General features: G+C 46.1%; 14 protein-coding genes. 8 read left to right on the top strand and 6 right to left on the bottom strand.

Annotated elements, in window-relative coordinates; translation table 11 throughout:
- Window positions 1-150 precede the first annotated feature (150 nt).
- Window positions 151-612 (top strand): dUTP diphosphatase, encoded by a 462-nt coding sequence (dut, locus tag FE785_RS09780; RefSeq protein ID WP_138565569.1) that lies wholly within the window; start codon window positions 151-153, stop codon window positions 610-612.
- Window positions 613-641: 29 nt separating this feature from the next.
- Here the strand turns inward: dut and FE785_RS09775 are convergent, their stop codons facing one another.
- Both FE785_RS09775 and FE785_RS09770 read right to left on the bottom strand, forming a co-directional pair.
- Window positions 642-3,263: an EAL domain-containing protein gene (locus tag FE785_RS09775; RefSeq protein ID WP_168188956.1), complete on the bottom strand. Its 2,622-nt coding sequence runs from the start codon at window positions 3,261-3,263 to the stop codon at window positions 642-644.
- 183 nt (window positions 3,264-3,446) lie between these two features.
- The gene (locus tag FE785_RS09770; protein ID WP_202978303.1) at window positions 3,447-4,640 is read right to left on the bottom strand and encodes an aminotransferase class I/II-fold pyridoxal phosphate-dependent enzyme; all 1,194 of its coding nucleotides are present in this window, start codon (window positions 4,638-4,640) and stop codon (window positions 3,447-3,449) included.
- Window positions 4,641-4,924: 284 nt separating this feature from the next.
- Between FE785_RS09770 and FE785_RS09765 the strand changes: the two genes are divergently transcribed.
- The 5 genes from FE785_RS09765 (at window position 4,925) to FE785_RS09745 (ending at window position 9,162) form a co-directional block, all read left to right on the top strand.
- Window positions 4,925-5,410: a YajQ family cyclic di-GMP-binding protein gene (locus tag FE785_RS09765; protein ID WP_138565567.1), complete on the top strand. Its 486-nt coding sequence runs from the start codon at window positions 4,925-4,927 to the stop codon at window positions 5,408-5,410.
- A 29-nt stretch (window positions 5,411-5,439) separates the two neighbouring features.
- Window positions 5,440-6,351: an acetylglutamate kinase gene (gene argB, locus FE785_RS09760; protein WP_138565566.1), complete on the top strand. Its 912-nt coding sequence runs from the start codon at window positions 5,440-5,442 to the stop codon at window positions 6,349-6,351.
- 30 nt (window positions 6,352-6,381) lie between these two features.
- Window positions 6,382-7,194, top strand: coding sequence for a mechanosensitive ion channel family protein (locus FE785_RS09755; RefSeq protein WP_476756197.1), 813 nt, complete (start codon window positions 6,382-6,384; stop codon window positions 7,192-7,194).
- A 118-nt stretch (window positions 7,195-7,312) separates the two neighbouring features.
- Window positions 7,313-8,383: a mechanosensitive ion channel family protein gene (locus FE785_RS09750; protein WP_138565565.1), complete on the top strand. Its 1,071-nt coding sequence runs from the start codon at window positions 7,313-7,315 to the stop codon at window positions 8,381-8,383.
- Window positions 8,384-8,394: 11 nt separating this feature from the next.
- Window positions 8,395-9,162 (top strand): sulfite exporter TauE/SafE family protein, encoded by a 768-nt coding sequence (locus FE785_RS09745; protein ID WP_138565564.1) that lies wholly within the window; start codon window positions 8,395-8,397, stop codon window positions 9,160-9,162.
- Between the two features lie 80 nt (window positions 9,163-9,242).
- On the opposite strand, the gene FE785_RS09740 is transcribed toward FE785_RS09745, so the two are convergent.
- The gene (locus FE785_RS09740) at window positions 9,243-9,536 is read right to left on the bottom strand and encodes a P-II family nitrogen regulator (protein ID WP_138565563.1); all 294 of its coding nucleotides are present in this window, start codon (window positions 9,534-9,536) and stop codon (window positions 9,243-9,245) included.
- A 22-nt stretch (window positions 9,537-9,558) separates the two neighbouring features.
- On the bottom strand, window positions 9,559-10,569 hold the full coding sequence (locus tag FE785_RS09735; RefSeq protein WP_138565562.1) for a sodium-dependent bicarbonate transport family permease: 1,011 nt from the start codon (window positions 10,567-10,569) through the stop codon (window positions 9,559-9,561).
- A gap of 281 nt (window positions 10,570-10,850) precedes the next feature.
- Here FE785_RS09735 and FE785_RS09730 point away from each other — a divergent pair, with 281 nt between their 5' ends.
- Both FE785_RS09730 and FE785_RS09725 read left to right on the top strand, forming a co-directional pair.
- Complete coding sequence (locus FE785_RS09730; protein ID WP_138565561.1) at window positions 10,851-11,759, top strand: LysR family transcriptional regulator; 909 nt, start codon at window positions 10,851-10,853, stop codon at window positions 11,757-11,759.
- Window positions 11,760-11,797: 38 nt separating this feature from the next.
- On the top strand, window positions 11,798-12,670 hold the full coding sequence (locus FE785_RS09725) for a DUF6671 family protein (protein ID WP_138565560.1): 873 nt from the start codon (window positions 11,798-11,800) through the stop codon (window positions 12,668-12,670).
- 72 nt (window positions 12,671-12,742) lie between these two features.
- On the opposite strand, the gene FE785_RS10960 is transcribed toward FE785_RS09725, so the two are convergent.
- Both FE785_RS10960 and FE785_RS09715 read right to left on the bottom strand, forming a co-directional pair.
- The gene (locus tag FE785_RS10960; RefSeq protein WP_202978302.1) at window positions 12,743-13,393 is read right to left on the bottom strand and encodes an OmpA family protein; all 651 of its coding nucleotides are present in this window, start codon (window positions 13,391-13,393) and stop codon (window positions 12,743-12,745) included.
- 173 nt (window positions 13,394-13,566) lie between these two features.
- The gene (locus FE785_RS09715; RefSeq protein WP_138565559.1) at window positions 13,567-14,079 is read right to left on the bottom strand and encodes a SixA phosphatase family protein; all 513 of its coding nucleotides are present in this window, start codon (window positions 14,077-14,079) and stop codon (window positions 13,567-13,569) included.
- Window positions 14,080-14,088 lie beyond the last annotated feature (9 nt).

Genomic DNA, 14,088 nt, shown 5'->3' with positions numbered 1-14,088 from the left:
TAACCCCTTCTCAGAAGCCTTTTAAGCCCTTCGTTCAGGTTTTTCCTGTATCGCTGTGCATTTGTCGTGATTGGTTGCATAATAAGTGCTGTTGAATAAAATCTTATCAAGCAATCGTTAAGATCGTTAACTGTTACTAAAGGAAACTCCGTGACCATTCAAGTTGAATATAAAATTTTGGATAAACGCTTAGGCAATGAAATCGAAATGCCGCATTATGGTACCCCGGGTTCGGCCGGATTGGATTTAAGAGCTTGTATTGATGAAGCCATGACTATCGAGCCGGGACAAACGGTCTTGATTCCAACCGGTATGGCGATTCACTTGGATGATCCGGGCTTGGCGGCGATGTTGTTGCCGCGTTCCGGGCTTGGTCACAAACATGGCATGGTTTTGGGTAATTTGGTTGGTTTGATTGACTCCGATTATCAGGGGCCTTTAATGGTCTCCATGTGGAATCGTGGTTCAGCAGCCTATACTGTCGAGATTGGTGAGCGTATTGCGCAGATGGTGATTGTGCCGGTATTGCAGCCAGTCTTTACCGAGGTGAGCGAATTCGGTGAGGCGACGCAACGTGGTCAAAGCGGCTTCGGTTCGACCGGCAGCCGTTAACCTAGTGAGTTATGGTCAGGGCTGAATGCTTAGTTTTGCTCTGACTGTTGCTTGAGCAAGGCTTCAAACTCGTTGGCGGGCATCGGTTTGCCAAACAGATAACCCTGTCCAAGCGGACATTGCATCTCTTGTAAAGCACTCAACTGTTCTTCGGTTTCAATGCCTTCGGCGACTACGGTCAAGCTCAGTGCTTGGGCCATGTCGATAGTGGCGTGGACGAGAGCATAGTCTTCGCTGTCGCTATTGATATCGTTAATAAAGCTGCGATCAATTTTTAAGATATCAAACGGGTAGTGGCGCAGATAACTTAATGATGAATAACCGGTTCCGAAATCATCCAAAGATAACTTGATCCCTAACTCGTTCAGACTTGTTAAAGTATTGCTTACCTGTCGGCCGGCATTCATTAACACACCTTCGGTAATCTCCATCTCCATGGTGCTGCCGTTGATATGGTGGGCGGTCATGGTTTGTTCAATAAACTGCACCAGACCATTGTCTTTAAACTGTCTTGGTGACAGGTTGATTGCAATATTGAAGGTTTCATCATAAAGCTTTTGCCAGCCACTGACGGTTTGCAAGGCGTGGCTAATCACAAACTTACCGATCTCGCTAATGACTCCTGTCTGCTCAGCCAGCGGAATAAACTCGGCCGGCGAGATAGCGCCGAGTTGCTCGTTACTCCAACGAATCAAAGCTTCTGCGCCGACAATGCGTCGTGTACTGAGGTTGATTTTGGGCTGATAAAATACCTGCATTTCGTCATTGCTAATGGCATTGTAAAGGTGCTCTTCAAGCTGCAGACGACGAGTCACGCCAGCATTCATCGACTTGGTAAAGAAGGCGTAAGTATTGCGACCTTCGTTTTTAGCGTAAAGCATCGCCGCATCGGCATTGCGCAGCAGGTCAGCGGGGGTGGCGGTATCATTGGGGTAAAGTGAAATGCCGATACTTGCGGTAATCACCAGTTTTCGATCCTTGATGGTAAACGGCTCTTTAAAACGGGAGAGCAGTTTTTCGGCAATGATTTGCAGGCCAATCTCATCACTCAGACCGCCGAAAATAAGGACAAACTCATCGCTCCCGATGCGGCCTACCGAATCGCCCTGGCGAATTGTGCTGCAAAGACGTTTGGAGGCTTCAAGCAGAATGGCGTCGCCGGTATCATGACCAAGGATATCATTGACCTTTTTAAAATCATCCAGGTCGACAAACATGGTACCGACCATTTTATTTTCGCGTTTTGCATCCAATATCATCTGAGAGAGACGATCCAGAATCAGGAAGCGGTTAGGCAGGTTGGTCAAGTTATCGAAGTGTGCCTGACGGGTGACCTGTTCCTCATAATGTTTACGCTCGGTGATATCGCGGCCAACGCCTAAAACACCGATTAAGTCTCCTTGATAGTCAAACAAAGGCGCCTTAATGGTTTCGATCTCAACTTCGCTTCCATCGGCGTAGACAACATGTTCTTCATTGGTGATTGCCGAACCTTTGGCAATCGATTTCAGGTCTTCTGTACGCATGTTCTGAGCGGCTTGGTGGGATACCAATTGAAAGTCCGAGTGACCGATAATCTGTTCACGGCGTTTGCCGATGAGCTTTTCAAATTGAGTGTTACAGTCGAGGTAAAAGCCGTTGCCGTCTTTTAACCAGACCAGATCCGGTAGGTTATCAAGCAAGGTGCGTTGCAAATTCTGTGTTGCCGTTAAGGCCGATTCTACCTTTTCTCGCTGACGAATGGTTTCGCGCAGACGGCTATTGAGTTTACTTAACGAGAAATAACGCCATAAACCGACAAAAATAAAGATTACCAACAAGCTGCCAATAACCAGCAGGCTGACACGTTCCATATTCCAGTAAGGTTTCGGCTTGCCGTGCCATTTATAGTAGATTTCTTCAAATTCTTTGGACTCGATAAAAGAAGAGAGTTGACTATTGAGAACGCTGATCAGTTTTGTATGGTCTTTGCGTGTCGCTATGGCGCGCTTTACCTCCAGAATGGGCTCTCCGGCAATTTTAATTTTATTATCCACACCGATGATATTCGCCATGCCTATAAAGGCCTGTTTTGGATAGATTACCGCATCGACTTCACCGGAAAGCAAAGCAAATAAGGCCAAGCGTACATTTGGATAGGTGATCTTGGTTAAGCTGTCATTGTCTTTTAAGTGGTTCTTGGCAACGTTTCCGGCGACTAAACCAACCGTATGGTAAGCAAGATCGGCAATATTCTTGATTTTTTTGCTATTGGTGTCGCGAACGAAAATGACAATAGGAAAGGCTTCGATCGGATCGGTGAACAGATAGCGTGGTGTTCGCGCGTCGGTAATGCCTAAATTAGGGATTAAATCGACCTCATTATTATCGATGGCGGCCATTACCTGTGGCCAGCTTTCATAGGTTTGATAGTCGATTTTGATATTGGCACGAGCCGCGACAGCGTTGAGCACATCGATGGCAAAACCGGTCGGTTCACCATTTAGTTGTGTCGAATATTGTGGTGGAAAGTGTTTCGGCACCGCGGCCTTAAAGACCGCTTCTGTAGCTGATGCCGGTAACAGGCTCATACAGGCATATAGAGCCAATGCAGTCATGGCTAGATTTAAGTGGTTTATCCAGTATGTTTTTGAAAGTTGTTGTCGGTTCATGACTATTGAATTGCCCATTAGTTGCAAAATTTGGCCTGTAATATTTTGCTAGTGCAGTAAGAAAAAAATATTATTCATCACGCAATATCCTGCATTCGCTTTATATCACCACAGTTTTCCGTGCTTGGCAATACGCATGCATACTATAGGGTTATAGCATTATTCAATCTGATGGATTTGAGTTTAAGCTTGGGTCTTCAATCCTTGAATGAATTGTGCAATCAATTCTACCGCTCGAATCAAGATTTGACATTCTTTGGTATAGGCGATGCGAACATAGTGTTTGCCTTGTGCATCGCTGAAATCCGTACCGGGAGTGATGGCTACGCCTGTTTGTTCAAGCAGCGCCTGGCAGAAAGCTTCACTGTTATTGCTGAAAGCGGAAATGTTCCAGTATAGGTAGAAGGCGCCATCCGGGTGGCAATCTATTTTTTGGCCGATCGCCTCTAATGCGTCGATCAATGTGTCTCGACGTTGCAGGAAAATCAGGCGGCGTTTTTCGAGTGCTTGCAAGGCGTCCTTTTCCAGTACTCTTAAGGCCGCATATTGCGCCGGAGTTGGAGCTGCCAGATAAATGTTTTGGGCCAGCCTCTCCAATACCGGCATCAATTTATCTGGCGCGATACACCAACCCAAACGCCATCCGGTCATGCCGAAATACTTGGAAAAAGAATTGATTACGATAATGTTCTCTGGCAGGTTTTGATTGGCGAGAATGCTTTCTGGGGGACGATTATAGACCAGCCCTTGATAGATCTCATCGACAATAAGATAAGCTTGTTTTTCGCCAAGGAAGCGGGCGATCTTAACCAGTTCTGCTTGTTCTATCACGGTGCCGGTCGGATTAGCGGGGCTGGCAATCATGACCGCTTTAATGCCCTTTTGCCAGGCCTGTTGAACCAGCTTCAGCGTGAGTTGAAAGCGCGTTTCATGTGAAACATCCACCGATAAAACCTTGGCATTAAGCAGTCTGACAAATTGACGGTTGCACGGATAGGTCGGATCGGCCATCAATACCTTATCGTCGGCATCCAATATTGCGCTGAGCACGACCTGCAAGGCACCTGAAGCCCCGGGTGTAAGCATAATATTGTTGCTGCTGACAGAGGCCTTGTAAAAATGGCTATAGAAGTCGGCCAGCTTATGACGTAATTCAGGTAGGCCAAGGCTGGGAGTGTAGTGGCTTAAACCCTGTTCCAAGGCCTCATTGGCAGCGTGGTTAAGGCAGTCAAGAGATGCAAAATCGGGCTCGCCGACTTCTAGGTGAATGACTTCTCTGCCTTGCTGCTGCAGGTTGCGAGCCTGACCGAGAATCTTCATAACCCGAAAAGGGGCGATCTGTTTGGCGTGTTCGGCGATAGGGGTGTGAAATGGCATTGCTGACAACTTATAGCGTAATGAATCGAATAGTGACTATTCTACCGAGACTTGTGCAAATTGAAAAAGCCGCGCGGATGATCTTTGCCTAAATAAAACAACAAAGCCTTGTCCGGGCGCATTTATTTACATTCATAATTAGAAACTTAGCGAAGCTAGGTGGTAAAATGGCTGGCATTAAAATTTAACTAAGTACTGTATGAATAGGGCTTGGCAAAATGTTGTCTGCCGATTGGTGGAAAAATGTCGCTATTGTTGGGTTCTAGGCAAGTTGAGGAGTTTATATGCCGTCATTTGATATTGTTTCTGAATTGGATAAGCATGAGTTGCAGAACGCAGTTGATCAGGCTAATAAGGAAGTCACCACCCGCTATGATTTTAAAGGAACCGATTCCGGCTTCGATCTAAATGGCAATACGGTAACGCTGAAAACGGAATCCGATTTTCAGCTTAACCAGATGTATGATATTTTGGTTCAAAAAGCCAATCGCCGCGGCATTGATGTCAAGTGCATGGATGTGAAGGATCCTGATGTTCAGCTCAAAAGTGCCAAGCAGGTGATTGAGATGCGTGAAGGGCTTGATGCACCGTTGGCGAAAAAAATCATTAAGGCGATTAAAGACTCCAAGTTAAAAGTACAGGCTGCCAACCAAGGCGATAGCGTTCGTGTCACCGGTAAAAAGCGTGATGACCTGCAACAGGTGATGCAGCTACTGCGCGGCATGGAAGATTTAGAGATGCCGTTACAGTTCAATAATTTTAGAGATTAAGAGTTCCCACCTCTTTTGAGATGACCGCGATGAGAGCACAAAAAACAATGAATTTAAACAAAGACCAAGCACATAACATCGCTTCGGTATTGGCCGAAGCTCTGCCTTACATCCAACGTTTTTCCGGTAAGACCATTGTTGTCAAATATGGCGGTAATGCGATGACTGATACCGAACTGCAACGTGGATTTGCGCGTGATATCGTGTTGATGAAATTGGTCGGCATGAACCCGGTTGTGGTTCATGGCGGTGGTCCTCAAATTGGTGATCTATTGAACCGTGTAGGAAAACAGTCTGAGTTTATTCAAGGAATGCGAGTCACCGACACCGAAACCATGGATATTGTCGAAATGGTATTAGGTGGTCAGGTTAATAAGCAGATTGTTAACCTGATTCATCAGGCTGGCGGAAATGCGGTCGGTCTAACCGGTAAAGACGGTAACCTGATCAAGGCGACCAAGATGCAGATGGCTTTTGATGCGCCGGAGCGTGCTTCGGAAATTATCGATTTGGGTCATGTTGGGGAAGTGAAAGCCATTAATACCAAGGTGCTGGATATGTTGATTTCTGATGACTTCATTCCGGTAATCGCACCAGTCGGTGTTGGTGATGATGGTCATTCCTACAATATCAATGCCGATTTAGTCGCCGGAAAGGTGGCTGAGGCATTAAATGCCGAAAAGCTAATGCTATTGACCAATACACCTGGCTTGTTGAATAAAGAAGGGGTGTTATTAACCGGGCTGAATTCAAAAACCGTTGATGAGTTAATTGAAGACGGTACCATCTACGGTGGTATGCTGCCAAAGATCGGTTGTGCATTGGAAGCGGTTCAGAACGGTGTTCACTCGGCACATATCATTGATGGTCGAGTCGAGCATGCCGTGATGTTGGAAGTCTTTACCGACGAAGGTGTCGGTACCTTAATTACAGCAGAATAATTTTTAATTGTTATTGGAGAGGGTGTAAAAGTGGATGCTGAAATGATAATGAATGCCTATGTGGTTCCTTGGGGAATTAAGGTATTGATGGCGTTAGCGATTTTTGTCATTGGTCGCTGGGTGGTGCATATCGTAGTTGATTTGCTGAAAAAGCTATTGAAGCGTTCGCAGAAGATCGACGATATGCTGATTGATTTTATCGGTTCGATCGTTAATGCGTTGTTGATCTTATTCGTCATTATTGCGTCATTGGATCAACTGGGTGTTGATACCACCTCTCTGGTTGCGCTGATTGGTGCCGCCGGTCTTGCCATTGGCTTGGCCCTGCAGGGCTCAATGCAGAACTTTGCCGCCGGAGTGATGATTCTGGTGTTTAAACCCTTCAAAAGCGGTGACTTTATCGACGCAGGCGGCATTTTAGGAGTGGTTGAAAAAGTACAAATTTTCAGTACGGTTATGCGCACCGGTGACAATAAGGAAGTCATTGTTCCGAATGGCGGCATCTATGGCGGGCCAATTACCAACTATTCGGCGCGTGATACCCGTCGTGTCGACATGGTTTTCGGTATCGGCTATGACGATGATCTACGCAAAGCCAAACAGATCCTGTTAGACCTGATCGCTGCAGATGAACGTATCCTTAAAGATCCGGAGCCGGTGGTTGCTTTATCCGAACTTGGCGATAGCAGTGTTAACTTTGTTGTCCGTCCTTGGGTTAACTCTGGCGATTACTGGAAAGTGTATTGGGATATGAATGAAAAAGTGAAGCTGGCTTTTGATGAGCAAGGCATCAGCATTCCTTATCCGCAAATGGATGTGCATTTACATAAAACTGAAGACTAGTGCTTTAGAGATAAGATGAAAACAGTGCCAGTGGTTTCAAGTGTCGACTTGCCACTGGCTTTTTTATGAATGGATGTGACGGATGTTAGACCGTCTTTAATTCAGCTAGGTAAGCATTATGATTGAATTAATTCGAAGTTGGATCACTTTACCGGAAAGCCTATGGTTGGATGCGGTTTTGCTGATTATCGCCGCGGTGTTGATTGCGTTTGTTGTCAGTCAAACCATTAAGTGGACCTTGCTTTGGGGAGCGACAGCCAGGCAACGCCCGATTCTGGCATTTGTTTTTCAAGCGATTCGCTTACCGATCAGTCTTTCCATTGTTTTGTTGGCAATCCATCAGGCGATTAACCTGTTTGCCTTGTCCGAATTCTTAATCGGGTTGACGCCGAAGATTTTGCAAAGTATCGATATCGTTATCTGGGGGCAGTTTGTTTTCCGCAGTACCCGTTTTGCGCTGAAACACTTGAGTGTGAATGCCAAAGAAGGGGCCTTCATTCGCGTGCAGACCTTGCCGTTATTTGAAAACGGGGCATCGGTAATTATTGTTTTGCTTGCCATGTACTTGTTGTTTATCAGCTGGAATATTGATATGACCGCCTGGCTGGCCTCGGCAGGGGTGATTGGTATTGCGGTCGGTTTTGCCGCCAAAGATACCATTTCCAACTTGTTGTCCGGCGTCTTCATCCTTGCCGACTCGCCCTACAAAATTGGCGACTATATTGTCATTGATAGCGGTGAAAGAGGGATGGTGACTCATATCGGTCTTCGTTCGACGAGAATTCTGACGCGTGACGATCTAGAGATCAATGTGCCCAATGCGATTATCGCCAACGGCAAGATTATTAATGAATCTTCCGGTCGGCATATCAAATCGAGAACCCGTGTTGCGGTCAGTGTTTCTTACCAAACCGATATAGATCGCGCCAAACAGGCATTGTTGGAAATTGCCGCTGAAGAGGCGGAAATCTGCCTTGATCCGGAGCCAAGAGTGCGTTTTAGACGGTTTGGTGCTTCCGGTTTGGATTTGGAGCTGCTGGTTTGGATCGATGACCCGGAGATTCGAGGGCGTGTTGTCGATAGTTTGAATACGGCAATCTATAAAGGCTTTGCCGAGCGCGATATCGAGATTCCGTACAGCAAACACGATGTGTATATTAAATCGATGCCTGTGACGGATAGCGAGTAGGCATCGGGTAAATGGCATGGTTTGACCAGATACTGCTGTTTATTATCTCGTTAACGGCAAATTTCTTTTCCGCACTGGCCGGTGGTGGGGCGGGTTTGCTGCAGCTGCCAGCTTTGTTGTTTCTGGGCTTGCCTTTTGGCGTGGCTTTAGCCACCCATAAGGTGGCCAGTGTGTTTCTCGGTTTGGGGGCGACCTTGCGCCATCTGAAAACCGGTCAGTTCGATTGGCGTTTTTCAGCTTTTATTCTGTTGTGCGGTTTGCCCGGCGTTGTGCTCGGGGCAAGCATTATCTTGCAGGTTGATGATCGTATTTCCCAGTTTTTACTGGGGGTTTTGACGTTGTTATTGGCGATTTATTCCTGGCGTAAACCCGAATTAGGGCAAATCAGCCATGACAGTCATCGTGATCTTAACGGTTACCTGATCGGGGGTGGTGTCTTGTTTGTAATAGGCGCTTTAAACGGTTCCTTAACTTCCGGTACTGGACTGTTTGTCACCTTATGGTTGATTCGCTGGTTTGGCTTGGATTACAAAACCGCAGTGGGTTATACATTGATTCTGGTCGGTATTTTCTGGAACGGTTCTGGAGCCGTTACCTTGGGTATTTTAGGATCGATAGAGTGGTCCTGGTTGCCGGCGCTTATCGTCGGTTCCTTAATAGGCGGTTATTTAGGCGCGCATTTGGCAATCGTTAAAGGCAATCAGTTGGTCAAGCGTGCTTTTGAAGTGGTCACCTTTTTGGTTGGGATATCCTTAATTCTTAAAGCCTGGCTTGGATAGATGCCTTAACAAACAGCCGTTACAAGCGTTGCGCTTGTAACGGCTGTTCTTGTTTTTTGAGTTAAGTATCCATGCCTTGATTAATGCAGTACCCATTGAGCATCAGATACTAAGCACATGCCTCCTAGGTTCTTCAGTACCGGTCGTACGGTTTCAATAATCTGTTTGGATTCGTCCTCTGTGCAGGCAATCAACACATAGCTGTTGTCAAAGGCTCCGCTGAAAATATCGCCGCCACGCACGCCGCGTTCTCCGCTGCCATAGGCTTCTCGGATCACGGTGTAGCTGGTGATGTTAATCTCAGAGAGTGACTCGAGTAGTGTTTCTACCATTAACGAATCGATGATGAATTCCACGCGCTTTACGGGTTTCATAATGTCAATCTCCTTTTTATGGTTAATTCCAAAGTACATCGATAATCGTGTAATAAAGTGGAATACCAACCACAATATTGAATGGGAAAGTAAAGGCTAATGACATGCTGAAATACACGCCGGGTTTCGCCTCTGGTATCGCATAACGACAGATAGCCGGTACAACGATATAGGATCCACTTGCAGCCAATACGGCTAATAGCAATGTATCACCTTGCGACATGCCTAAGGTGTAAGCCAAAGTGACCGCCACGCCTGCATTTACCATTGGCATGATCAAGGCAAAGCTCACCAGGGTCTTGTCCAGGTCTTTCGATTGGCGTAACTGACGGGCAACCAATAATCCCATTTCAAGTAAGAAGAAGGCCAAGATACCTTTGAAGATTTCCGAGGTGAAAGGTGCCATCATCTCTTTACCGGCAGGTCCTGTGATAAAACCGATGACCAAACTACCGATAAGCAACAGGTGCGCGCCGTCTGTAAATGCTTCGTGTAGAACTTCTTTCAAAGAGATTGGTTTGTTCTGGCTGACTGCCGCCGCACCTACCGAGTGAGCTGGATTGAAGGTCTCTTTTTTTCTAACCAGTGTGGCCAACAACACCGCCATGATAATTGCCGGAGACTCCATCAATACCATGGCAACGGTCATGTAGCCGCCGAAATCGACCTCATTTTTAGTCAAGTATTGTTGTGCAGCGATAAAGGTCACCGCGCTGATTGAGCCATAAGTCGCGGCAATAGCGGCGGCGTTATATGGATTGGTGCGGTTGCGCAAAATCAGAAAGCTATAGGCAGGCACCAGCAATGCCATCAGCAATGCGGCACCAATACCGATCATTGCCGTGGAAGTGAAACCGCTGGTTGACAGCGCGACACCGCCTTTGAAACCGATAGCGATTAACAGGTATAAAGAAAAGAACTTAGCGATCGGAGCCGGGATTTCCAAATTGGAACGTACGCTGGCGGCCAGTAATCCAAAGAAGAAAAACAAAATCGCAGGGTCAATCAAATTGTTTAACAGTGAAAAGTCCATAAACAGGTCCTCATTTATCTTTTTAAAAAGCAGCCTTTAGGTCAGGCATTGATTTGTCCTTAAGTTTTTGTAATAGGTAGCCGTTTTGATGCAGCGGGATATACTGATGTTTCTTGTAACCGAATGTTGTTGTTGCATAGGTTTGCTCCTTAAGTGTCTTGGTTAACCACCTTCTAAGGTGACGGAGCCTATTCTAGAATGGTTGTTAGATAGATAAAAATGAAATATTATGATGACAATCATAGCCATTAGGCTATTAATATAGGTTGAGGATGATCGGTATGAGGCGAGTAACCTTAAGACAATTACAGACATTTGAAGCGGTGGCACGTCTTTTGAGCATTACCCGTGCAGCAGAAGAGATGTGTGTCAGCCAGCCAACCGTTTCCAAACAAATTAAGTTGTTGCAAGAAGAGATTGGACTACCATTGATTGAAATCATTGGTAAAAAGCTTTATCTCACCGAAGCGGGACAGGAACTGCAAAAAACCTGTATAGACTGGATCAGCAGTTGGGAGTTTTTTGAGCAGAAGATCGCCAATATAAAAGGCCTTAAACAAGGCAAATTAAAAATCTCTACGGTTACCACGGTGAAATACTTTCTGCCGAAAATCCTGGGAATGTTTTGCCAAGAGTATCCCGGTATTGATGTCAGTTTAGAGGTATTGAATCGTAACCGCGTCCTGGAGAGGTTGCAACATAACCAGGATGATATCTACATTATGGGGGTGCCGCCTGATACTGAGGATGTCAGCGCTGAACCGTTCATTAAAAATACCCTGGTGATTATCGCACCAAGCGGCCATCCATTGGCTCAGCAAAAGAATATCCCCGTCTCGGCGTTGGAAAATGAACCGTTTATTTTGCGAGAACAGGGCTCCGGTACCCGACTGTTGGTGGAGAAATTATTCAATGAGTTGAATTTGCAGCTTAACGTACGTATGGAGTTAGGCAGTAATGAAGCCATTAAGCAGGCTGTTGCCGGAGGAATGGGGTTGTCCTTGCTGTCGAAAAGTAGTGTCAATATTGATGCTAATCAAAACGAACTATGCATCCTCGACGTGGAAGGTTTTCCAATCAAGCGCCATTGGTATATCGTCCGACTGCAAGATAAGGAGGTGTCCGTATTGGCACAAACCTTCATTGATTATTTATTAGAGCATGTCGATTTGCTGGATGCCAAAATGTAATTTCCCATCGGGTGGTGTGGTTGATATGGAGCTCAACTATGAAAGACAGTGTAAAAGGGTCGTTGTCACTTTATGCAAACAGGCAGATAGTGCTGCCTAGCAAACATCAAAAAGCACAAGCTTTGGCAAAGCCTTTTAGAGAGGTTCTTGGAGCGAATCTGCTTGAATGGGATGTCGATACAGATAGCTTGGGAACTTTTTGCGGAGAAATAGAACGAACCGGTTCGATGAGCGATACCGCAAAACGCAAATGCGCATTGGCTTTTGACGGAACGGAGGTGGATTATGCGATCGCCAGCGAGGGCAGTTTCGGCAGTCATCCGCTAATGGGAAGCATGGCGATTAATGAGGAAATGCTCTATTTCATTGATAGAACGAGAAATCTGCATGTGATTCAGAAAGAGGTTTTTTACAAAACCAATTATGCGATGCAGAAAGTGTCGTCAATCGAAGCGCTGCATCGATTTGCCGACAAGGCATTATTTCCATCGCATGGTTTAATACTCAGGCCATCGCCAAGACAATCTGCAGGTTCGATCTTCAAAGGAATTCGGGCGCTTGTCGATCTGGAAGCGGCTTTTTTTGAACTGCAGCGATTTTCCGGTAAAAAGAGCGTTCAGGTCGAGACGGATATGAGAGCGCATATGAACCCGACAAGAATGCAGAATATCGCTGAGCTTGGCGTTGTATTAGCGAATAAGTTGAATAGCCTATGCCCCGATTGTCAGAATCCAGGTTGGGGGAGAATTAAGTTCAATACCGGATTGCCCTGCTCATGGTGTCATACGCCTACCCATGAAGTGAAATCGGTTACCTATGGATGCGTCAAATGTGATTATCAAGAAGAAAAACCAACAGAAAAAGGTAACGGTTTGGCCGACCCGGGGAACTGCCCTTACTGCAACCCCTAAGACGGTTTGGTGGATGGGGATAAAAAAATACCCGCACAAGGCGGGTATTTTTGACAGTGGCGTTTTTGAGGTTTACTCAACGATTTCCACTTCAACACGACGGTTTTCAGCGCGTCCTGCTTTTGTTGAGTTATCAGCGATAGGTGAAGATTCACCCATACCTGAAACCATCATACGATCTGCAGCGATGCCTTTACCAGCAAGGTAGTCAGCAACATCTTGCGCACGTTTTTCAGAAAGTTTCTGGTTATAAGCCGAACTACCGACAGAATCGGTGTGACCGACGATAGAAACTTTGGCATCAGAAACTTCATTCAAATAAGCGGCAAAGTTATCTAGCTCAGGAACTTCAGCAGCCTTAAGGTCTGCTAGATCGAAATCAAAGTGACCGACAAACTTAGCTGGAGCCATAGGCTTTTCAACTACTGGGGCTGGAGCCGGTTCTGGCGCTGGGGCTGGCGCTGGCGCAGGCGCTGCTACTGGCTCAGGCTTTGGTTCAGCCCAACCTTCGCAAGCTGCGATAGCGGTTTCTTTTGACCAGTCAATAGAGCGTACACAACGGTTAGATGAGTCACGCACAATACGACCCCAAGAATCGACAACATAGGCACTGGTGCCTTCAGCCATGATGTCACCCTTGGCATCTACTGATGAGTGTGCTTGTGCATTAGACGCTGCAGCTAAAGCAATCACCGCAGCAAGCGGAAGTAGTTTAGTTTTCATGAAAGTATCCTTTGTATTTAGGAGGAATGAATAATTATTCACAGAAAATATATCACGATATTTTTTTAAAAAATAGGGATTTATGCCTAAAAGCTAATCAAATGAGTAGGAAATTAGGCCAATTTAGGCAAAAAATAAAGTTTTTTGCAGAATTCGCCCATTGAATGGCTAGGTTAGGCGTTTTTAAGTTGTTTGGGAGTAATGAATTGCTGGAGTTTGCCGTCACCGGCTTCCAGATGTGACCAGTCGCTAGGCATAATAAAGTGTGCCATGGCGCAGGTCGGGAACAATTGAACGTGCTCCACCGGTTGCTGCTCGGAAACCAGTAGATTGAATAGCTCTTCCAAACCGGGGTTATGTCCGACCAGCATAATGCGCTCGGCAAAAGGCGCATCGGCAAGGACTTGTCTAAGCTGACTGATATCTGCGTTATAGAGACTGTCGACAATAATGGCGCTGGCGCTACATTCATTGCAGATGCGTTTTAAGGTCTGTTGGGCGCGAATCGCAGGAGAAGCAAGAATCAAATCCGGCATCAATTGGTTTTGGAATAACCATTTACCGAGTTTGCTGGCATGTTTTTTTCCCTTATCGGAAAGTGGGCGCGAGATGTCATCTTCGCTATCGGATTTCCAATCCGATTTGGCGTGTCTTAACAGCATTAACTCTCGAAGTCGCCCGGCCATCCATTATTC

It is taken from the genome of Thiomicrorhabdus sediminis, assembly GCF_005885815.1.
GTDB classification, from domain to species: Bacteria; Pseudomonadota; Gammaproteobacteria; order Thiomicrospirales; family Thiomicrospiraceae; genus Thiomicrorhabdus; species Thiomicrorhabdus sediminis.
This window is presented reverse-complemented; position numbering and strand designations above follow the sequence as displayed.